This window comes from Hydrogenophaga sp. 2FB, assembly GCF_005503365.1.
GTDB lineage: Bacteria > Pseudomonadota > Gammaproteobacteria > Burkholderiales > Burkholderiaceae_C > Hydrogenophaga.
Genome location: NZ_SCML01000075.1, coordinates 1 through 21,970, shown reverse-complemented (window position 1 = coordinate 21,970; position 21,970 = coordinate 1). Strand labels below are relative to the sequence as shown.

Annotated in this window: 21 protein-coding genes and 1 tRNA gene; 9 read left to right on the top strand and 13 right to left on the bottom strand. The window is 65.3% G+C overall.

Going from position 1 to position 21,970, the window contains the following annotated elements; genetic code table 11:
* Window positions 1–33: 33 nt before the first annotated feature.
* The 5 genes from FFS09_RS28180 to FFS09_RS28160 all read left to right on the top strand — a co-directional run bounded on the left by FFS09_RS28180 (window position 34) and on the right by FFS09_RS28160 (window position 4,617).
* Window positions 34–1,029, top strand: coding sequence for an ABC transporter substrate-binding protein (locus FFS09_RS28180; RefSeq protein WP_137922219.1), 996 nt, complete (start codon window positions 34–36; stop codon window positions 1,027–1,029).
* Window positions 1,030–1,123: 94 nt separating this feature from the next.
* Window positions 1,124–1,933 carry an ABC transporter ATP-binding protein gene (locus FFS09_RS28175; protein ID WP_137922218.1) on the top strand — a complete coding sequence of 270 codons (810 nt, stop codon included), beginning with the start codon at window positions 1,124–1,126 and terminating at the stop codon, window positions 1,931–1,933.
* Complete coding sequence (locus FFS09_RS28170) at window positions 1,930–2,736, top strand: ABC transporter permease (protein ID WP_137922217.1); 807 nt, start codon at window positions 1,930–1,932, stop codon at window positions 2,734–2,736. The genes FFS09_RS28175 and FFS09_RS28170 overlap by 4 nt, the downstream gene beginning before the upstream one ends.
* A gap of 27 nt (window positions 2,737–2,763) precedes the next feature.
* On the top strand, window positions 2,764–4,122 hold the full coding sequence (locus tag FFS09_RS28165) for an FAD-binding oxidoreductase (RefSeq protein ID WP_137922216.1): 1,359 nt from the start codon (window positions 2,764–2,766) through the stop codon (window positions 4,120–4,122).
* Window positions 4,123–4,161: 39 nt separating this feature from the next.
* Window positions 4,162–4,617 (top strand): RidA family protein, encoded by a 456-nt coding sequence (locus tag FFS09_RS28160; protein ID WP_137922215.1) that lies wholly within the window; start codon window positions 4,162–4,164, stop codon window positions 4,615–4,617.
* A 3-nt stretch (window positions 4,618–4,620) separates the two neighbouring features.
* Here FFS09_RS28160 and FFS09_RS28155 read toward each other — a convergent pair whose 3' ends face one another.
* From FFS09_RS28155 to FFS09_RS28100, 12 genes are all read right to left on the bottom strand, one after another.
* Window positions 4,621–5,829, bottom strand: coding sequence for an HD-GYP domain-containing protein (locus FFS09_RS28155; RefSeq protein WP_137922214.1), 1,209 nt, complete (start codon window positions 5,827–5,829; stop codon window positions 4,621–4,623).
* A gap of 91 nt (window positions 5,830–5,920) precedes the next feature.
* Window positions 5,921–5,995 (bottom strand) — tRNA-Val (locus FFS09_RS28150).
* A gap of 56 nt (window positions 5,996–6,051) precedes the next feature.
* Window positions 6,052–6,759, bottom strand: coding sequence for a DNA polymerase III subunit epsilon (gene dnaQ, locus FFS09_RS28145; RefSeq protein ID WP_137922213.1), 708 nt, complete (start codon window positions 6,757–6,759; stop codon window positions 6,052–6,054).
* Window positions 6,759–7,097, bottom strand: coding sequence for an ISC system 2Fe-2S type ferredoxin (gene fdx, locus FFS09_RS28140; RefSeq protein ID WP_137922212.1), 339 nt, complete (start codon window positions 7,095–7,097; stop codon window positions 6,759–6,761). Before fdx ends, dnaQ begins: the two co-directional genes overlap by 1 nt.
* 13 nt (window positions 7,098–7,110) lie before the next feature.
* The gene (gene hscA, locus FFS09_RS28135) at window positions 7,111–8,982 is read right to left on the bottom strand and encodes a Fe-S protein assembly chaperone HscA (protein ID WP_137922211.1); all 1,872 of its coding nucleotides are present in this window, start codon (window positions 8,980–8,982) and stop codon (window positions 7,111–7,113) included.
* Between the two features lie 37 nt (window positions 8,983–9,019).
* Window positions 9,020–9,556, bottom strand: coding sequence for a Fe-S protein assembly co-chaperone HscB (gene hscB / locus FFS09_RS28130; RefSeq protein ID WP_137922210.1), 537 nt, complete (start codon window positions 9,554–9,556; stop codon window positions 9,020–9,022).
* A 58-nt stretch (window positions 9,557–9,614) separates the two neighbouring features.
* Window positions 9,615–9,938, bottom strand: coding sequence for an iron-sulfur cluster assembly protein IscA (gene iscA / locus FFS09_RS28125; RefSeq protein ID WP_066272849.1), 324 nt, complete (start codon window positions 9,936–9,938; stop codon window positions 9,615–9,617).
* 6 nt (window positions 9,939–9,944) lie between these two features.
* Complete coding sequence (iscU, locus tag FFS09_RS28120; protein WP_137922209.1) at window positions 9,945–10,331, bottom strand: Fe-S cluster assembly scaffold IscU; 387 nt, start codon at window positions 10,329–10,331, stop codon at window positions 9,945–9,947.
* A gap of 12 nt (window positions 10,332–10,343) precedes the next feature.
* Window positions 10,344–11,561, bottom strand: a complete 1,218-nt coding sequence (locus FFS09_RS28115) for an IscS subfamily cysteine desulfurase (protein ID WP_137922208.1) — start codon at window positions 11,559–11,561, stop codon at window positions 10,344–10,346.
* Window positions 11,562–11,627: 66 nt separating this feature from the next.
* Window positions 11,628–12,164, bottom strand: coding sequence for a Fe-S cluster assembly transcriptional regulator IscR (gene iscR / locus FFS09_RS28110; protein WP_137922207.1), 537 nt, complete (start codon window positions 12,162–12,164; stop codon window positions 11,628–11,630).
* Window positions 12,165–12,380: 216 nt separating this feature from the next.
* Window positions 12,381–14,501: an excinuclease ABC subunit UvrB gene (uvrB, locus tag FFS09_RS28105; RefSeq protein WP_252374551.1), complete on the bottom strand. Its 2,121-nt coding sequence runs from the start codon at window positions 14,499–14,501 to the stop codon at window positions 12,381–12,383.
* Window positions 14,455–14,820 carry a DUF6172 family protein gene (locus FFS09_RS28100; protein ID WP_137922206.1) on the bottom strand — a complete coding sequence of 122 codons (366 nt, stop codon included), beginning with the start codon at window positions 14,818–14,820 and terminating at the stop codon, window positions 14,455–14,457. Before FFS09_RS28100 ends, uvrB begins: the two co-directional genes overlap by 47 nt.
* A 58-nt stretch (window positions 14,821–14,878) precedes the next feature.
* Here FFS09_RS28100 and FFS09_RS28095 point away from each other — a divergent pair, with 58 nt between their 5' ends.
* From FFS09_RS28095 to FFS09_RS28085, 3 genes are all read left to right on the top strand, one after another.
* A complete protein-coding gene (locus FFS09_RS28095) occupies window positions 14,879–15,481 on the top strand; it encodes a 3'-5' exonuclease (RefSeq protein ID WP_137922205.1) in 603 nt (200 codons plus the stop codon).
* Between the two features lie 174 nt (window positions 15,482–15,655).
* Window positions 15,656–16,069 carry a (2Fe-2S)-binding protein gene (locus FFS09_RS28090; protein ID WP_137922204.1) on the top strand — a complete coding sequence of 138 codons (414 nt, stop codon included), beginning with the start codon at window positions 15,656–15,658 and terminating at the stop codon, window positions 16,067–16,069.
* Window positions 16,066–17,121, top strand: coding sequence for an FAD binding domain-containing protein (locus tag FFS09_RS28085; protein WP_137922203.1), 1,056 nt, complete (start codon window positions 16,066–16,068; stop codon window positions 17,119–17,121). The genes FFS09_RS28090 and FFS09_RS28085 overlap by 4 nt, the downstream gene beginning before the upstream one ends.
* On the opposite strand, the gene FFS09_RS28080 is transcribed toward FFS09_RS28085, so the two are convergent.
* Entirely contained in the window at window positions 17,110–21,564 is a 4,455-nt protein-coding gene (locus FFS09_RS28080; RefSeq protein WP_171020235.1) for a chemotaxis protein CheB, read from the bottom strand. The two genes, FFS09_RS28085 and FFS09_RS28080, sit on opposite strands and share 12 nt — an antisense overlap.
* A gap of 208 nt (window positions 21,565–21,772) precedes the next feature.
* Between FFS09_RS28080 and FFS09_RS28075 the strand changes: the two genes are divergently transcribed.
* On the top strand, window positions 21,773–21,970 hold a 198-nt coding region (locus tag FFS09_RS28075), incomplete at its 3' end, for an ESPR-type extended signal peptide-containing protein (protein WP_171020234.1).

The following is a 21,970-nucleotide window of genomic DNA, read 5'->3' as shown; positions in this document are numbered from 1 at the left end:
CCCCTGCCCCACCCTTCACCAGAAAGGCCTGCCATGTCCGCTTCCTCCCTGACCCGCCTGTGCCGCGCCCTGGGCGCTGCCGCCCTCGGTACCCTGACCCTGACCGCCACCCAGGCGCAGGAGAAGTTCACCTTCATGACCAACTGGTACGCGCAGGCCGAGCACGGCGGCTACTACCAGGCCATCGCCAACGGCATCTACAAGAAGCACGGCCTGGACGTGACCATCAAGATGGGCGGCCCGCAGGTCAACATCATCCAGATCATGGCCGCCGGCCAGGCCGACTGCATCATGGGCGCGACCGACACGCAGATGATGGTGGCGCGCGGCAACGGCCTGCCCATCGTCAACGTGGCCGCGATCTTCCAGAAGGACCCGCAGGTGCTGATCGCGCACGAGGACGTGAAGTCCTTCGAAGACATGAAGGGCAAGACCATCCTGATCGCGCCCACCGCGATGCGCGGCATGTGGAACTGGCTCAAGGGCAAGTACGGCTACACCGACGCGCAGGCGCGGCCCTACACCTACAACATCCAGCCCTTCGTGGCCGACAAGAACGTCGTGCAGATGGGCTTCCTCTCGTCCGAGCCGTTCGCGATCCAGAAGGCCGGCGTGAAGGCCAACACCTTCCTGCTGGCCGACCAGGGCTACCCGCCCTACGCCAACCTGATCTCCTGCATGGAGAAGACCGTCAAGGAACGCGAGAAGACCGTGGCCGCCTTCGTGAAAGCCACCGCCGAGGGCTACAAGAGCTACCTGGCCGATCCGGCGCCCGCCAACGCGCTGATCAAGAAGGACAACCCCAACATGACCGACGACCAGCTGAACTACGGCATCAGCAAGATCAAGGAGATGGGCATCATCACCAGCGGCGACGCGGCCAAGCAGGGCATCGGCACCATGACGCGCGAGCGCCTGCTGAAGACGCAGGCCTTCCTGGTCGAGAACCAGATGATCGATCCGGCCAAGGTCAACATCGACCAGGCCTACCGCCTGGACATCATCAAGGACATCAAGGTTCTTCCCTAAGCCAGACACGCGCCACCGCGCGTGAACGACGCACACCGGTGCGGGCCACGGAGCCCGCACCGGTGAGCCCCCGCCGTCACCCCACCAGCACCCCATGAAGACAGACCCACCGTCCGCCGTCCCGGCCATTGACATCCAGGCCGTCCAGAAAACCTACCCCAACGGCACCGTGGCCTTGCAGCCGGTGGACCTGACCGTACGCGAAGGCGAATTCGTCACGCTGCTCGGCCCCTCGGGCTGCGGCAAGAGCACGCTGCTCAAGATGGTGGCGGGCCTGCTCGAACCCACCAGCGGCAGCCTCAAGCTCTGGGGCCAAGGGGTGAATCAACTGGAAAAGTCGGGCCACCGCCTGGCCTTCGTGTTCCAGGCGCCCACGCTGATGCCCTGGGCTTCCGTGCAGACCAACGTGCGTCTGCCGCTGGACCTGGCCGGTGTGCCACGCGCCGAGGCCGATGCCCGCGTGGCCGACGCGCTCGCGCTGGTGGGCCTGTCGAAGTTCGCCAAGGCGCTGCCACGCGCGCTCTCGGGCGGCATGCAGATGCGCGTGTCGATCGCGCGCGGCCTGGTGGTCGAACCCACGCTGCTGCTGATGGACGAGCCCTTTGGTGCGCTCGACGAAATCACCCGCCACAAGCTCGACGCGGACCTGCTCGAACTCTGGCAGAAGAAAAACCTCACCGTCGTCTTCGTCACGCACTCGATCCACGAGTCCGTGTTTCTCTCCAGCCGCGTGGTGATGATGGCCGCGCGCCCGGGCCGCATCGTGGAAGAGGTTCACATCGACCAACCGTACCCGCGCACGCCCGACTTCATGGTCTCCACCGAATTCAGCCACTACGCCAAACGGCTGCAGGACAGCCTGCTGCGCGCCAGCCGCGACACGACCGAGAGCGCACACGCATGAGCACGAACACCCCCTTCCTGCAACAACCCCGCGTGCAACGCGTCCTGTACCCGGCGCTGGTCGCCATCGCGCTGGTCCTGATCTGGCACGCGCTGGTGGTCGGCCTCGAGCTGCCGCCGTACCTCGTCCCCTCACCCGGCCTGATGATGGAGACCCTGATCAAGGATTGGGGCACGCTCTTCAACTCGCTGCTGATCACGATGAAGATCACCGTGCTGTCCTTCGTGGTGGCCGTGGTCGTCGGCGTGCTGATCTCGTTCCTGTTCGTGCAGAGCCGGCTGATCGAGACCGCGCTGTTCCCCTACGCGGTGCTGCTGCAGGTCACACCCATCGTGGCCATCGCGCCGCTGATCATCATCTGGGTCAAGCAGCCCACCGCCTCGCTGGTGGTGTGCGCCGCGCTGGTCGCGCTGTTCCCCATCATCTCGAACACCACGCTCGGCCTGCGCAGCATCGACCCCGATCTGCAGAGCTACTTCAAGATGAACCGCGCCACGCGCGGCCAGATGCTGTGGCGCCTGCGCATCCCGAGCGCGCTGCCCTACTTCTTCGGCGGCCTGCGCATTTCTTCGGGCCTGGCGCTGATCGGCGCGGTGGTGGCCGAGTTCGTCGCCGGCACGGGCGGCACCAACACCGGCCTGGCCTACCAGATCCTGATGGCCGGCTACCAGCTCGACATCCCGCGCATGTTCGCCGCGCTGCTGCTGATCTCGCTCGCCGGCGTCTTCCTGTTCGTGCTCATGGCCTGGCTGACCAAGGTCTGCCTCGGTTCCTGGCACGCCAGCGAACTGGCGCAGGACTGAACGAACCGCATTGAAAGACGACACGACATGAACGCCCCCAGCACCTCCATTGAACAGCTGCAGCACGAGCTGCCCGACCTCGACTGGATCACCGACCCGCTGAAAGTCGGTCGGCTGTCGCAGGACTTCTCCTGGTTCAGCCCCGTGCTCAAACGCCAGTTGCTCGGCAAGCGCGGCGACATCGCCGTGAAGCCGCGCACCGAAGACGAGATCCGTCGCATCGCGAGCGCCTGCGCGCGCCGCAGGCTCCCGCTCACGCTGCGCGGCAGCGGCACCGGCAACTACGGCCAGTCCACACCGCTGCACGGCGGCGTGATCCTGGACATGAGCGGCTACAACAACTTCCTGTGGTCGCAGCCCGGCGTGGGCCGCGCGCAGGCCGGCATCCGGCTGGCCGAGTTCGACAACGCCACCCGCCCCATGGGCTGGGAACTGCGCTGCATTCCCTCCACCTTCCGCAGCGCCTCGCTGGGTGGCCTGTTCAGCGGCGGCTTTGGCGGCGTAGGCTCGATCAACTACGGCCCGATCGGCGCGGCCGGCAACATCCTGGGCGTGCGCGCGATGAGCGTGGAAGCCGAGCCGCAAGTGGTGGAACTGCGCGGTCCCGAGGCCCTGTTGCTGCACCACCTGTGGGGCACCAACGGCATCGTGCTCGAGGTGGAAATGGCGCTCGCACCCGCCCACGCCTGGATGGAAATGATCGTCACCTTCGAAGACGGTGACCGCGCGCTCGACTTCGGCAATGCGCTGGCGCACGCGCCCGGCATCGTGAAGAAGAACATCGCCGTGCTGGCCGACCCGATCCCCGCCTACATGACGCCGCTGGCCGGGCACCTGCCCAAGGGCTGCCACGCCGCGCTGCTGCTGGTGGCCGAGTTCTCGGAAGCCGCCGCGCTGCAAGTGGTGGCGGCCCATGGCGGCAACATCACCTACCGCAAGACCGCGGACGAGGTGAAAGCCCAGCACCACACGCTGGCGGAATATTGCTGGAACCACACCACGCTCAACGCGCTCAAGGTCGACAAGAGCCTGACGTATCTGCAGACCACGTTCACGCCCGGCAAACACCTCGACCAGGTGCGCCGCATCCGCGAACTGTTCGGCGACGAAGTGCTGATGCACGTGGAGTTCCTGCGCAGCTTCGACGGCTTCACCACCTGCACCTCGCTGCCGCTGGTGCGTTTCACGACCGAGGAACGGCTCAACGAGATCATCCAGATCTTCCGCGACAACGGCATCCGCGTGAACAACCCGCACACCTTCATCATCGAAGAAGGCAAGGTCGGCGGCGACCTGCCGCAGAACGTCATCGACATGAAGCAGCGCATGGACCCAACCGGTCTGCTGAACCCCGGGAAGATGCGCGCCTGGGGTGTACCCGACTGAGCCCCCCTCGACGTCCCTTCATTTCACGGAGACCTCCTCATGAGCACAGGCACCCCCATGGCCCACTATGCTGCCGCCCGGCGCGTTGGCGATTTCGTGTTCATGAGCGGCGTCGTGGCCGTCGACCCGGCCACGCGCCGGGCCGTCGCCAGCTACGAAGACATTCCCACGAAAGCGCTGGGGTCCCTGCGCAAGCTGGGCTACGTCACGGGCCAGATGTCGGTGGACGTGTTCGAGGCGCCCATCGTGGCGCAGAGCTGGTTCGTGCTGGACCGCATCCGGCATCTGGCCCGCGAGCATGGCGGGGAAATGGCCGACGTGGTCAAGCTGGTGCAGTACTTCCGCCAGTTGCCCCACTACGCGCACTACAACCGCGTGCGCGGCATCTTCTTTCCGGACGAGGCCCCGGTGAGCACCGTGGTCGAGGTGTCGCGCTTCCTGCCGGGCGACGAGGTGCTCGTCGAGGTGGAAGCGACGATGTACCTGCCGCGTTGAGGTTTAGAGGCGGCTCAGCAGCCGCGTCACATTGACCACCACCCGCACATCGCTGGGCGTCAAGCCGGCCTTGATCTCGAAGGCCGGGTCCTGCGTGTCGCGCAAGGTCGGCTCGCCCAGCGGCATGCCTTGTCGCCCCACGATGGCAAACACCTGCGGCGCGTTGGCCTTGGCGCCGCGCCGCGCCACCACCGCCACCTCGCCATTGGCCAGCCGCACATAGCTGCCGGGCGGGTAGAAACCCACGTGCTTGACGAACAACGCACCCAACGGGTCCGGGCGCTGGTCCGAGCCCATGAAGAGTTCGCGCGCCACCTGCTGCGACAGAAAGCCACCGCGCCCCTCGCGCGGGCTGAGGCGCGCCACGTAGACGTCGGCGATCTGCAGCAGCCGCTGCGCCACACCCGTCGTGCAGGTGCCCGCCGGGTAACCACCGCCGTCGGACCGCTCATGCTGCTCCGCCACGAGTTGCAGCCACAGTGGATCGGTGACACCCAGTTGGCCCAGCACCGCCACGCTGCGCAACGGATGTTCCTGCACGGTCTCGCGCTGGACGACGGACAGCGGCCCGGTCTGGCGCGCCATCGCGTCGTGCGCGTGCGTCATGCCGATGTTCATGGTCAACGCGGCGCGCAACAGCACGCCTTGCTCGGTCGGCGAGAGATCCGTGTGCGGGGACACCAGCGCGCACAACCCGCCCGAGAGCAGCGCGTGCGTGGTGCTGTAGCCCATGCGGGCATCGAACAGCAGTTGCACCAGCACGAGGAAGCAGCTGTCCGGCGCGGCGCGCCAACGGTCCCGCACGCGCGTGGCGATGCGGTCGATGCGTTCGATGAACTGGGGGGCGGATGCACCTTGGTGCAACAGCGTGCCGAGCGAGGCATGCAGGTCGGTCCAGAACTCGACCGGCCCCATCTCCTCCCGCGCGGGCGCATTCGGCACCTCCGGTGCGTGGGCCTGGGTCAGGCCGGCAATGCGGTTGATCGGTGCGTCGTCGCGCACCATGCGATCGAGCTGCGTGGTGTAGCTGTACGACCAGGCTTTCCAGTCGGCATCGAGCACCACCGGGCCGTGCAGCATGAGAAGCCCCCGGTGCTGCTCGGAGTGGATCACCTCGCCCTTGCGCAGCAACAGCACGCCCTTCGGGTCCCACACGTTCACGGGCACCGGCTGTTGCAGGGCGATGGCGTCCAGAGGGAGCGGCTTGTACATTCCTGCGAATCTACGCGCCTTGGGCGGTCGTGAAGCCGGGAATAAAAGCAGAAAAGCCTGCAAGTTCAAGAACTTGCAGGCTTTCTGGGTCTGGTGGGCGGTGCAGGGTTCGAACCTGCGACCCCTGCCGTGTGAAGGCAGTGCTCTACCACTGAGCTAACCGCCCGATTGATCTGACCGATCTCTCGGAAGCCTCAGATTATAGCCAGGTTTTTGCCGCTCTCAGCTCGTCTGCAGCTGGCGCCACACAGTTTTTCCCTTGCTGGCCTTGTCCAGGTCGGCCAGCAGGCCTTCGTGCGCCTGCGTTTCCTGCTCGTTGGCGAGCAGCACGGGCAGCTCGAAACGCCTCAGGTCGATCACCTCGACCTGACCGTCTTCACCCGGCGCATCGCCCAGGTCGATCAGCAGCGCGTCCTGGCCGCGCGTCATGTTGATGTAGACGTCGGCCAGCAACTCGGCATCGAGCAAGGCGCCGTGCAGCGTGCGGCCCGAGTTGTCCACGCCCAGCCGGTCGCACAGCGCATCCAGGCCGTTGCGCTTGCCCGGGAACATTTCCTTGGCCATCGCCAGGCTGTCGGTCACCTGGCCGATCACGGTCTTGATGGATGCACGGCCCAGGCGTTCCAGTTCCTTGTTGAGGAAGCTGATGTCGAACGGCGCGTTGTGGATGATCACTTCCGCGTCGCGCAGGTAGTCCAGCAACTGGTCCGCGATGGCGGCGAACTTGGGCTTGTCGCGCAGGAACTCGTTGCTGATGCCGTGCACCTTGAGCGCGTCCTCGTGGCTGTCGCGCTCGGGGTTCACATAGAAATGCAGGTTGTTGCCGGTGAGCTTGCGGTTGAGCAGTTCGACGCAACCGATCTCGATGATGCGGTCGCCGTTGTCGGCCGACAGGCCTGTGGTTTCCGTGTCGAGGACGATCTGGCGCATCAGTGTTTCTCTTTCGCGTGGTTGATCGAGTACTTCGGAATTTCCACCGTCAGGTCGTTCTGGGCCAGGATGGCCTGGCACGACAGGCGCGAGTTGGGCTCCAGGCCCCAGGCGCGGTCAAGCAGGTCTTCTTCGGTTTCGTCGAGTTCGTTCAGGCTGTTGAAGCCCTCACGCACGATCACGTGGCAGGTCGTGCAGGCGGCGCTCATGTCGCAAGCGTGCTCGATGTTGATCTTGTTGTCGAGCAGGGCTTCGCAGATCGAGGTGCCCGCGGGCGCCTTGACGCTGGCGCCCTGGGGACAGTACTCGGGATGGGGCAGGATCTTGATCGTGGGCATGGGGAGGTGGGTTTCAGACTTCTTCGAGTTTCTTGCCGGACAGCGCTTGCTGGATGCCCCGGTTCATGCGCAGCGCGGCGAAGGGCTCGGTGGCCTTGGCCAGTTCGCTGGTGGCGTTCTCGATCGCCTTGGCATCTTCACCGGCGGCAGTCGTGGCGAGTGACGCCATGAGGGCGTCGAACTGTTCGCGTTCGGCGGGCTCCAGCAGGTCGGCATCGGCGGCCAACGCCGTGCGCGTGGCGGCAATCATGCGGTCGGCGTCCACGCGGGCTTCCACCAGCGCGCGCGCCTGGATGTCTTGCTGCGCGGTGGCGAAGCTCTCCTGCAGCATCGCGGCGATCTGCTCGTCGCTCAGGCCATAGGCGGGCTTCACGTCCACGCGCGCTTCCACGCCGCTGCCCTGCTCTTTCGCGGCCACGGACAGCAGGCCGTCGGCGTCCACGGTGAAGGTCACGCGGATGCGCGCCGCACCGGCCACCATGGGCGGGATGCCGCGCAACACGAAGCGCGCCAGGCTACGGCAGTCGGCCACGAGATCGCGTTCGCCCTGCACCACGTGCAGCGCGAGGGCGGTCTGGCCATCCTGATAGGTTGTGAAATCTTGCGCGCGTGCGGTCGGGATGGCGCTGTTGCGCGGCACGATGCGTTCGACCAGGCCGCCCATGGTTTCGATGCCGAGCGAGAGCGGGATCACGTCGAGCAGCAACAGATCGCCATCGCGGCTGTTGCCGGCGAGTGCGTTGGCCTGGACTGCGGCGCCCAGCGCCACCACTTCGTCGGGGTTCAGGTTGGTCAGCGGATCGCTGCCGAAGAACTCGCCCACGGTGCGGCGGATCACCGGCATGCGCGTCGAGCCACCGACCATCACCACGCCCTGCACCTCGTGTTTGTCCACGCCGGCATCGCGCAGCACCTTGCGCACCGCCGTCATGGTGCGGGCGGTGAAGGCCGCGGTGCAGGCTTCGAAATCGGCGGGGGTGACGGTCTGTTCGATCTGGCGGCCGGCCACGCTGGCGCGGAAGGTTTCGCTGGCGGACGACGACAGCGCTTCTTTCACACGCCGAGCCTCCGCGTGCACCGCCGCGCGTTCCGACGCGGTGAGCACCGCGTCCACGCCTTGTTGCTGCAGCACCCAGGCGGCGAGTGCCTGGTCGTAGTCGTCGCCGCCGAGCGCGGAATCACCGCCGGTGGCCATGACCTCGAACACACCCTGCGTGAGCCGCAGGATGGAGATGTCGAAGGTGCCGCCGCCCAGGTCGTAGATGGCGTAGACGCCTTCCGAACCGTTGTCCAGGCCGTAGGCGATGGCCGCGGCGGTGGGTTCGTTGATCAGGCGCAGCACGTTGATGCCGGCGAGCTGGGCCGCGTCTTTCGTGGCCTGGCGCTGGGCGTCGTCGAAGTACGCGGGCACGGTGATCACCGCGCCATAGAGGTCGTCGTCAAAGCTGTCTTCGGCGCGAAAGCGCAGCGTGGCCAGAATCTCGGCGCTCACCTCCATCGGGGTCTTGCGGCCGGCGACGGTCTCGATCACGGCCATGCCGTCCTGATCGACCACCTGGTACGAGAGCTTGTCGACGTCGCTCACCTGCGCACGGCTGCGGCCCATGAGGCGCTTGACCGAGCTCACCGTGTTGGCGGGGTCCTGCACTTGCGCGGCGAGCGCATCAAAGCCGATCTGCCGACCGGAGCCGCCTTGCGCGGGGTCGAGATAACGCACCACGCTCGGCAGGATCACGCGGCCATCGATCGCCGGGAGGCACTCGGACACGCCGTGGCGCACAGCGGCCACCAGCGAATGCGTGGTGCCCAGATCGATGCCCACTGCCACGCGCCGCTGGTGCGGGTCGAGGGATTGGCCGGGTTCGGAAATCTGCAGAAGCGCCATGGGTCGTCAACGATCAATTCATTACAGGGGGAACCGGCTATTGTCCCAGCAGATCGATGCGGCTCTCGACATCGCTGGCAAAGCGCTCAACGAACATAAGGGCTCTGACCTGCTGGGCCAGCGCGGGCCAGTCGCGTTGCTCGTCGGCGGTGGTCTGCAGGTCTTGCAGCATGCCGCGGCGCGCCGTCGCCACGTCGTCGGCCATGCGCTCCAGGTCCTCAAGGCCACTGGCCTCTTCGAGGTCTTCTCGCCACTGCATCTGCTGCACCAGAAAGGCCTTGGGCATGGTGGTGTTGTTCTCGGCCTGGATCGGCACACCATTCAGTTCGCACAAGTAGGCCGCGCGCTTGAGCGGGTCTTTCAGCCGCTGGTAGGCCTCGTTGATGCGCACCGACCACTGCATGGCCTGGCGCTGGGCCTGGGCGTCGGCGGTGGCGAAGCGGTCGGGGTGGGCTTCGCGCTGCAGGTCTTTCCAGCGCGCGTCGAGCGCGGCTCGGTCCACGGCGAACTGTGGGCTCAGGCCGAAGATCTCGAAGTCGTTCGATTGCAGGTTGAGGGTCGGGTTCGAATTCATGGCATGAAAAAGCCGCCAGCACTGGACAGCACGGGCGGCTTGATGGAGGCACGCAGCATCAGATGCGGAAGCTTTCGCCGCAGCCGCAACGGTCGCGCTCGTTCGGGTTGTTGAAGCGAAAGCCCTCGTTCAGGCCTTCGCGCACGAAGTCGAGCTGCGTGCCGTCGATATAAGCCAGGGCCTTGGGGTCGACCAGCACCTTCACGCCGTTGTCCTCGAACACCACGTCTTCCGGCGCGATCTCGTCGGCGTATTCCAGCTTGTAGGCCATGCCGGAGCAACCCGTGGTCTTCACGCCAAGGCGCACGCCCACACCCTTGCCTCGTTTGGCGATGTAGCGGTTGACATGCCGGGCAGCGGCTTCTGAAATCGAAATGGCCATGAAACCTCAGTTCAGGTGTTTCTTGCGGTAGTCGTCCACGGCCGCCTTGATGGCGTCTTCGGCCAGGATGGAGCAGTGGATCTTCACCGGCGGCAAGGCCAGTTCTTCGGCAATCTCGCTGTTCTTGAGCGCGGCGGCCTGGTCGAGCGTCTTGCCCTTGACCCATTCGGTCACGAGCGAGGATGAGGCGATGGCCGAGCCGCAGCCGTAGGTCTTGAAGCGCGCGTCTTCGATCACGCCCGTGGTCGGGTTGACCTTGATCTGCAGCTTCATCACGTCACCGCAGGCGGGCGCACCCACCATGCCGGTGCCCACCGTGTCGTCTCCCTTTTCGAAGGAGCCGACGTTGCGGGGGTTTTCGTAGTGGTCAACAACTTTGTCTGAATAAGCCATGGTGTTTCTCCTTCAATGCGCTGACCACTGGATGGTGGACAGGTCGATACCGTCTTTGAACATTTCCCACAGAGGGGACAACTCGCGCAGCTTGGCCACGTTCTCCTTGATCGTGGCGATGGCGTAGTCGATTTCTTCTTCGGTCGTCCAGCGGCCGATCGTCATGCGCAGGCTGCTGTGGGCGAGTTCGTCGCTGCGGCCCAGGGCGCGCAGCACGTAGCTGGGCTCCAGGCTGGCCGAGGTGCAGGCCGAGCCCGACGACACCGCCAGACCCTTGATGCCCATGATGAGCGACTCGCCCTCGACATAGTTGAAGCTCATGTTCAGGTTGTGCGGCACACGCTTCGTTTCGTGGCCATTGATGAACACCTCTTCCACATCCTTGAGGCCAGCGACCATGCGGTCGTGCAGGGCCTGGATGCGCACGTTTTCTTCGTGCATTTCCGCCTTGGCGATGCGATACGCCTCGCCCATGCCGACGATCTGGTGCGTGGGCAGCGTGCCCGAGCGCATGCCGCGCTCATGACCGCCGCCGTGCATCTGCGCCTCGATGCGGATGCGCGGCTTGCGGCGCACGTACAGCGCGCCAATGCCCTTGGGGCCGTAGGTCTTGTGCGAGGTCAGGCTCATCAGGTCGACAGGCAGCTTCTGCAGGTCGATGTCGACCCGGCCGGTGGCCTGCGCCGCGTCCACATGGAAGATCACACCCTTCTCGCGGCAGATCGCGCCGATGGCGGGGATGTTCTGGACAACGCCGATTTCGTTGTTCACGAACATGACCGAAGCCAGGATGGTGTCGGGGCGGATCGCGGCCTTGAAGGCCTCCAGATCGACAAGGCCATCGGCCTGCACGTCGAGGTAGGTCACCTCGAAGCCCTGGCGCTCCAGCTCACGCATGGTGTCGAGCACGGCCTTGTGCTCGGTCTTCACCGTGATGAGGTGCTTGCCCTTGGTCTTGTAGAAATGCGCCGCGCCCTTGAGCGCGAGGTTGTTGGACTCGGTCGCGCCGCTGGTCCAGACGATTTCGCGCGGATCGGCGCCGATCAGGGCGGCGACCTGCTCACGCGCCGTTTCCACGGCCTTTTCCGCTTCCCAGCCCCAGGCGTGGCTGCGTGAAGCCGGGTTGCCGAAGTGTTCGCGCAACCAGGGAATCATGGCGTCCACCACCCGCGGGTCGCAGGGGTTGGTGGCGCTGTAGTCCATGTAGATGGGAAAGTGCGGAGTGCTCATGGCGGGCTTGCGTGGGCTGTCTGTTGATCGAGTGCCGGCGGGATCGTCGCCCCGCTCAGGCGGGGTTCATTTGGAGAGCGCGGAGCCTCCGAGGGCGAACACCGAGTTCGGGGCGTTCACGCGGATCGGTTTGACCACCGGCGCGCTGGAAATCGCGCGTTTGATCATGGGTGCGTTTTCCACCACCACGCCCTTGGCCAGTTGCTCGTCCACCAGCGACTGCAGGGACACCGAGTCGAGGAAATCGACCATCTTGGCGTTGAGCTGCGCCCACAGTTCGTGCGTCATGCAGCGGTGGCCTTCGCCCAGGCAGTTTTCCTTGCCGCCGCACTGGGTGGCGTCGATGGGTTCGTCCACCGAGACGATGATGTCGGCCACGGTGATGTCCGCGGCCTTGCGGCCCAGCGTGTAACCGCCGCCGGGGCCACGGGTGGATTCCACCAGTTCATGGCGGCGCAGCTTGCCGAACAGCTGTTCCAGATAGGACAACGAAATCTGTTGCCGCTGGCTGATAGCCGCGAGCGTGACAGGACCGTTGTTCTGGCGCAGGGCCAGATCGATCATGGCGGTGACCGCAAAGCGGCCTTTGGTCGTGAGGCGCATTTCAAGCTCCTTGAAGTGTTGGCTTGACTGTCGTTTCATGGCCCAACGGGTGATGAACACCCTGCTGAACCCCTTCTCCACCCACCCGATCCGTTGCAGATCTGTTTATCGAAGGCTTATCCGACTATTTTTGTCGAGTATACCGTAAAAGCCTAGCGTTTTGCTCAGCATTTTACTGGTAAACCCTGCCCCTTACCCCTCCGCCCTGGGCGGAGGTCAGACGATGTTGTCGGTGCCGGGTGCGCCGAACACCTGGGCCTTCAGGTGGGCGAGCTGGTCGCGCACGCTGGCCGCCTGCTCGAACTCGAGGTTGCGGGCATGTTCGAGCATGAGTTTTTCCAGGCGCTTGATTTCGCGCGCCACGTCTTTTTCGCTCATCTCTTCGATGCTGGCGCGGTGCGCGCTCTCGGCAGCCAGGCGGTCGGCTTCCTTGCCCGCTTTTTCGCTGTACACACCGTCGATCAGGTCCTTGATGCGCTTGTTGATGCTGCGCGGCTCGATGCCCATGGCGAGGTTGTGGGCGATCTGCTTGGTGCGACGCCGGTTGGTTTCGTCCATCGCCCTCTTCATCGAATCGGTGATGCGGTCGGCGTAGAGGATGGCGCGGCCGTTGAGGTTGCGCGCGGCACGTCCGATGGTCTGGATCAGGCTGCGCTCGGAGCGCAGGAAGCCTTCCTTGTCGGCGTCCAAAATGGCCACGAGCGAGACCTCGGGAATGTCCAGGCCCTCGCGCAGCAGGTTGATGCCCACCAGCACGTCGAAGGCACCCAGGCGCAGGTCGCGCAGGATTTCGACGCGCTCCACGGTATCGACATCGCTGTGCAGATAGCGAACCTTCACGCCGTTTTCCGTCAGGTAATCGGTGAGCTGCTCGGCCATGCGCTTGGTCAACGTGGTGATCAGCACGCGCTCGTTTTTCTGCACGCGGATGCGGATTTCCTGCAGCACGTCGTCCACCTGGTGGATGGCCGGGCGCACTTCCAGCTCCGGGTCGACCAGACCGGTCGGGCGCACCAGTTGCTCGACCACGTTGCCGGTGTGCGTCTTTTCGTAGTCGGCGGGCGTGGCGGAGACAAAAACCACCTGGCGCATGCGCTGTTCGAACTCTTCGAGCTTGAGCGGCCGGTTGTCCAGTGCGCTGGGCAGGCGGAAACCGTATTCCACCAAGGTGGTCTTGCGCGCGCGATCGCCGTTGTACATGCCGCCGAACTGGCCCATGAGCACGTGGCTCTCGTCCAGAAACATCATGGCGTCCTTGGGCAGGTAATCGGTCAGCGTGGACGGCGGCTCGCCCGGCGCGCTGCCGGCGAGGTGGCGCGAGTAGTTCTCGATGCCCTTGCAGTGGCCCACTTCGCTGAGCATTTCCAGGTCGAACCGGGTGCGCTGCTCCAGCCGCTGCGCCTCCACCAGCTTGCCCTCGCCCACCAGTTGCTTGAGCCTGTCGGCCAGCTCCAGCTTGATGGCTTCCACCGCGTGCAGCACCTGCTCGCGCGGGGTCACGTAGTGGCTGCTGGGGTAGACGGTGAAACGCGGGATTTTCTGCCGCACCTTGCCGGTGAGCGGGTCGAACAGTTGCAGCGTTTCGACCTCGTCGTCGAACAGCTCGATGCGGATCGCCATCTCGGAGTGTTCGGCGGGGAACACGTCAATCGTGTCACCGCGCACGCGGAACTTGCCGCGCGAAAAATCCTGCTCGTTGCGCGCGTATTGCATGCGCACGAGTTGCGCAATGAGGTCGCGCTGGCCGATCTTGTCGCCGGTGCGCAGGGTCATCACCATCTGGTGGTAACTCTCGGGCTTGCCGATGCCGTAGATGGCCGACACCGTGGCGACGATCACCACGTCGCGCCGCTCCAGGATGCTCTTGGTGCAGCTCAAGCGCATCTGCTCGATGTGCTCGTTGATCGCGCTGTCCTTCTCGATGAACAGGTCGCGCTGCGGCACATAGGCCTCGGGCTGGTAGTAGTCGTAATAGCTGACGAAGTACTCGACGGCGTTCTTCGGAAAGAACTCGCGGAACTCGCTGTAGAGCTGCGCGGCCAGCGTCTTGTTGGGCGCGAACACGATCGCCGGGCGGCCGAGCCGGGCGATCACGTTGGCCATGGTGAAGGTCTTGCCCGAGCCGGTCACGCCCAGCAGGGTCTGGAACACCTCGCCGTCGTTCGCGCCTTCCACCAACTGGCGGATCGCCTCGGGCTGGTCGCCCGCGGGCGGATACGGCAGGAACAGCTGAAACGGCGAGCCGGGGAAGGAGAGGAACTCGCCCTCCGTGGGCGTGTGGTCGCCCGCCTCAGGCAGTGGGGGCTGGGGCGTCGGAGGCAGGGTCGTCTGGGGCATCGGACGATTGTGCCGGATGGTCGCGGACAACATCGGTCCTCGGTCGGCGCACCCCGGGCTTGGCGAGGATTTCCACGTAGGCCTGTTCAGCGCCTTCACGCGCCACCGCGTCCAGCTGGCCGATCAGGGCCGACAGGTGCACGTCCTGGGCGGTTTCCTTGGTCGCGCCGACACGGCAATCGAAGTCCAGAAAGTCCACGCCCTCGGGCAGCTCGCGGCGGCGTTCGCGCTTGAGGTACTTGCGGATCTCGTGTTTCACGGCTTCGAGCACGCGGTCACGGTGGCGGCCCTCTTGGGTCAGGGCAAAGATTTTTCTCATGGCGGTCGGTCTGGAGGCGAAGGGCGCGATTATGCGCGCCGGGGTATCCTCACGCGCCATGTCAGCCCACGAAAAGCACCCCACGCCCAGCAAGGACGAGATCGCACTGCTCGAACCCTTCGAGCGCCTGGGCCTGGACCGCATCACGCTCGTGAGCACGCTCGCGCAGGCACGCGAGGCCTGTGCGGCGCTGATCGAGCACACGGTCTGGGGCTTTGACACCGAGTCCAAGCCCACGTTTCACAAGGACCAGGTGTCCGACGGACCGCACATCGTGCAACTGGCCACACCGCAGCGCGCCTGGGTGTTCCAGCTGCACGACCCGGCCTGCCGCGCCGAGGTGGCCGCCCTGCTCGCGCACAGCGGCCACGTCAAGGCCGGCTTCGGCCTGGGCGACGACACGAAGCGCATCGTGGCCAAGCTGGCGGTGCAACCGGCCGCGGTGATGGAGCTCAACGCGGTGTTTCGCGCGCGCGGCTACCGCAAGGACATGGGCGTCAAGGGCGCCGTGGCGGTGCTGTTCAACCGGCGTTTCTTCAAATCGAAGAAGGCCGCCACGTCGAACTGGGCCGCCCCACAACTGAGCGAAGCGCAGCTCATTTACGCGGCGAACGATGCGTGGGCCGCCGTGCGCGTCTACCACGCGCTCGGACTGGACTGAGGCCCACGCGCCACGGCCGTTTGTAAAACCTGCCGCCAGTCTCTCGATTCGGAAAAATTTGCCGCCGCCACCGTGGCCGGTTGCCGGGCACACGCTTTGCCCCGGATGGCGTGCGTTCGGTCCCGGCAACCGCCGCAGCGCTTTCCAACCCGGTTCACCGCAGGAGGCACGGCCATGACACTCAAACCACCCCGGTGGATCGACCAGGCGGGTGCGAAGCCGTCGCCGCATTGCCACGCGATCCACCTCCAGGTCGACGGCCACTTGCACAGCGTGGAAGTCGAGCCCTGGGTCACGCTGATGGAATTGCTGCGCGACAGGCTCCATCTGACCGGTACCAGGGAGCGTTGTAACCACGGCGAGTGCGGCGCGTGCACCGTACTGGTGGACGGCCGACGCACCCTCGCCTGCCTGCAACTGGCGGTGATGCGCGAGGGATGCGACATCACCACCGTGGAAGGATTGGCCAACGGCGAGGTCTTGCATCCCTTGCAGGATGACTTCATTCAGCACGAAGAGGCTATGGCCGAGGCGGCGCTGAATCCGCCGGCGCCCATGCCGACCATCACCGCCACGGTGTCCGAATGAACCACTTCGAATACACCCGGGCGGCCGATGTCCAGGCCGCGCTGGCGCAGATAGTGTCCGCCTCCCCCGACGCCACCGACACACCGGATGCCGCCAGGTTCATCGCCGGTGGCACCAACCTGCTGGACCTGATGCAGGAACACCTGGTGCGACCGCGCAGGTTGGTCGACATCAGCCGCCTGCCGCTTGACACCGTGCAGGTGTTGCCCGATGGCCGCATCCGCCTCGGCGCGCTGGCACGCAATGCGGATACCGCCCACCACCCCGCCGTGCGCGAGCAACTGCCGCTGCTCTCCAGCGCCATCCTGGCCGGCGCATCGCCGCAGATCCTCAACATGGCCAGCAACGGCGGCAACCTGCTGCAGCGCACCCGCTGCGCCTATTTCCACGACGCCCAGGCGCCATGCAACAAGCGCGAACCGGGCTCGGGCTGCTCCGCGCGCAAGGGAGTGGCGCGCCAGCACGCCATCCTGGGCGCCAGCGAGCACTGCGTGGCCGTGCATCCGTCGGACATGTGTGTGGCCCTGGCCGCGCTTGGCGCGGTGGTGCATGCGCGTTCGCCTCGGGGCGAGCGCGACATTGCGTTCGCCGACTTTCACCGCCTGCCCGGGGACACGCCGCAGATGGACACCACGCTCGCGCAGGACGAACTGATCGAGTTCATCGACGTCCCCGCATCCCAACAGTACGCCGCCCATTCCGTGTACCTGAAGCTGCGCGAGCGGCAGTCCCATACCTTCGCGTTGGTGTCGGTGGCGGCCGCGCTGGACATGGGCGAGGACGGTCGAATCCGCAGCGCACGGCTGGCGCTGGGCGGCGTGGCACACAAGCCATGGCGCGATCTGTCGGCGGAGTGGATGCTGGCCGGGCAGGTGCCGGAGGCCGCCATCTTCAAGGAAGTCGCCGCCCTGGTGCTGCAGAGTGCCGTGCCGCACGGCGTGGGCTCGGGCAGCAGCTCTTTCAAGATTCCGATGGTGCGCCGCGCCATCGTGCGCGCGCTGGAGATGGCGGCGAAGGATGGGACGCCATCGCACCACCCATCAACGGGGTGATCGGGCGTCCCTTGCGGGAATGTCTTCGATCAGCTTCAAGAGCACGTCCGGATGCACGGGCTTGACCAGGTGCTTGTCGAACCCCGCCTCGCTGGACCGCTGCCGATCGTCCTGATGGCCCCAACCGGTCAAGGCCACCAACACCGTGTCGCGGCCCCCTGGCAGCTCACGAATTCCTTTCGCGGCCTCATAGCCGTTCATATTCGGCAGGCCGATGTCCAGCAGCACCAGATCGGGCCGGAACGAAGCGGCCATCTCCACCGCGCCCAGTCCGTCGTAGGCCACACGCGTTTCATGCCCACTGAGTTGCAGCAGCTCGGCGAGTGACTCCGCGGCATCGCGGTTGTCGTCCACCACGAGGATGTTGCGAGCGGTGGGCGCGGCAACCACCTCGGCCACGTTGCTGGACGGTGGCGCCACCGTTGCACTCAGGCCGACCGCGATCGGCAGGCGCACCACGAACTCGCTGCCCTGCCCCTTGCCGGCGCTCGTGGCCCGCACCGTCCCGCCGTGCAGCTCGACCAGGCTCTTCACCAGGCTCAGGCCAATGCCCAGACCGCTGCTCGAGCGCTCCAGCGAGGTGTCGGCCTGCACGAACATGTCGAAGATGCGCGGCAATTGCTCGGCGGTGATGCCGATGCCGCTGTCGCGCACCCGGATCACCGCCTCGTCGCCCTCGCGCTCGACATCGACCCAGGCACCGCCCCCCTTGTCCGTGAACTTGCAGGCGTTGTGCAGCAGGTTGCCCAAGGCCTGCACCAGGCGCAAGGGATCGGCGTGAAGGATCACCGTCTCCGCGGACAGACCCACCGTCAGCAACACACCTTTCTGGTCGCAGATCGGCCGCGCGATCTCGACCGCCTGTTGCACGATCGAGGTCAGGTCGACCGGCACCCTGCGCAGTTCAACCTTGCCACGGCTGATGCGGTTCACGTCGAGCAGATCGTCCACCAGGCGCACCATCTGCGCGACCTGTCGCTCCATCATCTCGATGGCCGATTCCGTGACGTCGCCCTGGCCACCCGTGCGGCGCAGGATCTCCAGCGCGTTGCGGATGGGGGCCAGGGGGTTGCGCATCTCGTGCGCCAGCATGGCCAGGAATTCGTTCTTGCGGCGGTCGGCGTCGGCCAGTTGGGCGGCGGATTGGCGCAAGCGCTCCTCGCTCTCGAGCAGTGCGTCGCGGGCCCGTTTGCTCTCGCTGATGTCGCGCGCCACCTTGGACGCGCCCACAATGCGGCCGCTCGCATCGTGCACCGGGGAGACGGTCAAGGAGATGTCGAGCAGGCTGCCGTCCTTGCGCTTGCGCACGGTTTCGTAGTGCTCGATCGCCTCCCCCGCCCGGATGCGCTCGAGAATGTGCGGCTCCTCATCGAGGTGGTCGTCCGGGATCAGCATACCGATCGGTTGCCCGATGGCCTCTTCAGGGGTGTAGCCAAACAGCTTCTGAGCCCCCCTGTTCCAGCTCTGGATGATGCCGTCCAGGTTCTTGCTGACGATGGCGTCTGCGGAGGAATTGACGATGGACGCCAGCCGAGCCGCATCCAGCACCTGTTTGCGCTCCGTCACGTCCTCGATCGCGAGCAGGATCACCACCGGACTGCGGTGCTCAAGTTGCAGCAACCGCCGCGCATTGAGCAGCATCGTGCGCCGGCCCAGTTGCTCGAAATCGTGCTGCACCTCGAAGTCGTTGAACTCGGTGTCGCGCACCAGCAGCTGCTCAAGCAAATGACGCAGCCGATCAATGTTCCATTGGCCATTGCCCAGCTCGAAGAGCAGCCGGCCTTCGGTCGCCTCGCGATGGACGCCGAAGTGCCTGTAGAACGAACCGCTGGCCATCTGTATCCGCAGGTCGGCATCCAGCACGACCAAGGGCTCGCGCACCGTGGCGATGATGTTCTCCGTGCGCTCATGGGCGCGCTTGAGCATTTCGACGTCAACCAACACCAGAACCACACCATCGATGCGGTTGTCGCGCGTGCGGTAGGGGCGAAGCCGCGCCAGATGACGGTTCCCACGCTTGTCGCGCATCCCGATTTCGCGGTTGCTTGCGCTGTCGAGCACTTCGCCGAGCAGCGGCTCGAGATCGGGCAGGTCGATTTGACGGCTTCTGATGAACGATACCGGCTGCCCCACATCGCGGGGCATCAGGTCGAGCAGTTTTTCGGCCGCGGGCGTGAATCGGCGCACGCGCATGTCGATCCCGATCAGTACGATCGGCATCTGCACGCTATCGAACACGTTGACGAGGTCGTCGTTGAGCCGGTTCAGTTCGGTGTTCCGATGGTTCAGCTCGTCGTTGACCGTGGCCAGTTCCTCGTTGCTCGACTGGATTTCTTCCTTCGAGGTCTCCAGCTCTTCGTTGATGCTCTGCAGCTCTTCGTTGGCGGACTGGATTTCCTCGTTCGACGATTGCAACGCTTCGTTCGCGACCTCCTGTTGGTCGATGACCGACTGCAGATAGTCGCGCGTGGCCGCCAATTCACGTTCCAGCGACACGCTGTCGAGTTGGGGGCTAGCTTCGTTCGCGGGCGTGTTCCGGATGGACGGACGTTCCGGCTCGTGGAACAAGACCAGATAGCCGCCTTCGAGCGTTCCATCAGCGAGCGGAACCACCTCCACCGAGACATCGCGCCAACCATCGTGGGACTTGACGCGCAGCCCGTCTTCGCGGACGGATGTGCCCGCTTTGCCCGCACGCAACAAGGCGGCGCGAACGCCGACCAGGAGCCCTTCGCGCAGCATCTTGGGCAAATGCAGCGTCGCTTTTCCGGGGGAAGGCGCGAGGTACGGGCTGGTGTCCCCGCGGTACTGCAAGATATCGAAATCGGAAGACACCAGCACGCTGGGCGGCGCAAAGCGCGTCAGCAGCAGGCGGTCCGCTTCCCGGTGCAGCTCCGGCGCCGGCACCGCCGCAAGTCGCGATGTGATGGGAACAAATGCAGCGCGCGGGCCGGCGCTGTTTTGCAGCAAGCGATGCGTCCCACGGGTAGCGGGGTTGCGGGCGTATATCTTCTGTTTGGCGTCGATGGCGTCGAACAGGTTGCGAAATCCGCCGATCGTCTCGGACGCACCCAGCCACAGAAAGCCCGCCGGTTTGAGTGCGTAGTGCAGCGTCGGCACGATCTTCTGCTGCAACGCCTGCGCCAGATAGATCAGCAGGTTGCGGCAGGTCACAAGATCGAGGCGCGAAAACGGCGGGTCGACGAGCACGTTGTGGCGCGAGAACACACAGTTGTCGCGGATCGCCTTCGAAATGCGGTAACGGCCTTCGACTTCGACAAAGAAACGCCGCAGCCGCTCGGGCGAGACGTCCTGCTCAATGTCTTTTGAATAGATGCCCAGGCGCGCGATATCGACACACTCTTCACTCAGATCCGTGGCGAAGATCTGCAAGGGAACGGTACTGCCCTGGGCTTCGGCGAACTCCATGAAGGCCATCGCCACCGAGTACGCCTCCTGCCCCGTTGAACAGCCCAGCGTCCAGACGCGCACCGGCTCCTGAGGGCTGCGGTTCTGAAGCAGGCGCGGGAAGACCTCTTCCTTCAGCGTTTCGAAGGCTTCGGGATTGCGGAAAAAGCTGGTCACGTTGATCAGGATGTCGCGGTACAACGCGGTCATTTCTTCGGTGTCGTGCTCGAGCAGGTTGGCGTAAGCATCCAGGTCGCTCTGCTTTTGCAACACCATGCGGCGCGTGATGCGGCGAAACACGGTGTTGAACTTGTACTGGGCGAAATCCACGCCGGTGGCGCGGTGCAACAGTTGCAGAACGCGATCCAGACGGGGCTTGCCGTCGCTCTCGGACATGCTGAACGCGGATACCGAGTCGAAGTGCCACGCGATGCGCGCCACCTCTTGCGCGATCTGTTCGGGGGACATCACCAGATCGACGCAGCCCGAGGCGATGGCGCTGTGTGGCATGCCGTCGCACTGCGCGGAATCGTCCTGCGCGAACGTGATGCCCCCTTCGGCCTTGATCGCTTCCAGCCCGTGCGTGCCGTCGTTGGCATTGCCTGACAGCACGATGCCGATGGCCTGGTGGCGGCGCTCTTCGGCCAGCGCGCGAAAGAAGTGGTCCACCACCCGGGTATGGCCAGCTTTCTCGCGCGGCTCCAGTTGCAACATGCCACCGACGATGCCCATGCAGCGGTTGGGCGGTATGACGTACACATGGTTGGGCTCGACCACGGACTGGTCATGCACCTCCATCACGGGCATGCGTGTGGCGCGCGACAGGATCTGCGCCAGCGCGCTGTCGTGTGTCGGCGAAAGGTGCTGCACCAGCACGAAGGCCATGCCGGTGTCGAGCGGCAGCGCGCGCAGGAACTGTGTGAATGCTTCCAGCCCGCCGGCCGAAGCGCCGATGCCCACGATCGGGAACTGTGCGCCTTCCTCTGCCGCTGGCGTGGGCAGGGCAACGTCGTCGGGAAGCGTCTTCTGGGGCATCGCGGGTTCAAAAAGTGGGCGTTGGGACGCGAACGGTTTCTCACGGCGGCTGCGCATGTTCCTGGCGTCGGACCGATGAATGTACTCCTCGTGCATCGCAAGGACGTGTGACGGTCCGACAGGATTTACTGCCTTTGCAGCATTCCTTTTGAAGTAAGACTTTGGTGTGATCTCGCCCGGTCACACAAGCACCTCCAGGGAGTCTTTCATGAACAAGAACCGCCACCGCGTGGTGTTCAACGCCGCGCGCGGCCTGCGCATGGTTGTCGCGGAATGCGCGCGCTCGATGGGCAAGGCATCCACCACCACCGCCCGCACGGCCTGCACCACTGTCACCCTCAACCTCACCCTTGTTGCCCAATTGGTGGCAAGCCTCCCCGCCCACGCGCAGATCGCCGCCGACCCC

What these genes read in the sequence shown, in the direction of transcription:
- FFS09_RS28175 (WP_137922218.1), top strand. Translation starts at nt 1,124, where the DNA reads ATGAAGACAGACCCACCGTCCGCCGTCCCGGCCATTGACATCCAGGCC.
- FFS09_RS28115 (WP_137922208.1), bottom strand. Translation starts at nt 11,561, where the DNA reads ATGAGCACTCCGCACTTTCCCATCTACATGGACTACAGCGCCACCAAC.
- FFS09_RS28085 (WP_137922203.1), top strand. Translation starts at nt 16,066, where the DNA reads ATGAACCACTTCGAATACACCCGGGCGGCCGATGTCCAGGCCGCGCTG.
- FFS09_RS28090 (WP_137922204.1), top strand. Translation starts at nt 15,656, where the DNA reads ATGACACTCAAACCACCCCGGTGGATCGACCAGGCGGGTGCGAAGCCG.
- FFS09_RS28080 (WP_171020235.1), bottom strand. Translation starts at nt 21,564, where the DNA reads ATGCCCCAGAAGACGCTTCCCGACGACGTTGCCCTGCCCACGCCAGCG.
- FFS09_RS28160 (WP_137922215.1), top strand. Translation starts at nt 4,162, where the DNA reads ATGAGCACAGGCACCCCCATGGCCCACTATGCTGCCGCCCGGCGCGTT.
- fdx (WP_137922212.1), bottom strand. Translation starts at nt 7,097, where the DNA reads ATGCCCACGATCAAGATCCTGCCCCATCCCGAGTACTGTCCCCAGGGC.
- iscA (WP_066272849.1), bottom strand. Translation starts at nt 9,938, where the DNA reads ATGGCCATTTCGATTTCAGAAGCCGCTGCCCGGCATGTCAACCGCTAC.
- dnaQ (WP_137922213.1), bottom strand. Translation starts at nt 6,759, where the DNA reads ATGCGCCAGATCGTCCTCGACACGGAAACCACAGGCCTGTCGGCCGAC.
- iscR (WP_137922207.1), bottom strand. Translation starts at nt 12,164, where the DNA reads ATGCGCCTCACGACCAAAGGCCGCTTTGCGGTCACCGCCATGATCGAT.
- FFS09_RS28155 (WP_137922214.1), bottom strand. Translation starts at nt 5,829, where the DNA reads ATGTACAAGCCGCTCCCTCTGGACGCCATCGCCCTGCAACAGCCGGTG.
- uvrB (WP_252374551.1), bottom strand. Translation starts at nt 14,501, where the DNA reads ATGCCCCAGACGACCCTGCCTCCGACGCCCCAGCCCCCACTGCCTGAG.
- iscU (WP_137922209.1), bottom strand. Translation starts at nt 10,331, where the DNA reads ATGGCTTATTCAGACAAAGTTGTTGACCACTACGAAAACCCCCGCAAC.
- FFS09_RS28095 (WP_137922205.1), top strand. Translation starts at nt 14,879, where the DNA reads ATGTCAGCCCACGAAAAGCACCCCACGCCCAGCAAGGACGAGATCGCA.
- hscB (WP_137922210.1), bottom strand. Translation starts at nt 9,556, where the DNA reads ATGAATTCGAACCCGACCCTCAACCTGCAATCGAACGACTTCGAGATC.
- FFS09_RS28165 (WP_137922216.1), top strand. Translation starts at nt 2,764, where the DNA reads ATGAACGCCCCCAGCACCTCCATTGAACAGCTGCAGCACGAGCTGCCC.
- FFS09_RS28180 (WP_137922219.1), top strand. Translation starts at nt 34, where the DNA reads ATGTCCGCTTCCTCCCTGACCCGCCTGTGCCGCGCCCTGGGCGCTGCC.
- hscA (WP_137922211.1), bottom strand. Translation starts at nt 8,982, where the DNA reads ATGGCGCTTCTGCAGATTTCCGAACCCGGCCAATCCCTCGACCCGCAC.
- FFS09_RS28100 (WP_137922206.1), bottom strand. Translation starts at nt 14,820, where the DNA reads ATGAGAAAAATCTTTGCCCTGACCCAAGAGGGCCGCCACCGTGACCGC.
- FFS09_RS28170 (WP_137922217.1), top strand. Translation starts at nt 1,930, where the DNA reads ATGAGCACGAACACCCCCTTCCTGCAACAACCCCGCGTGCAACGCGTC.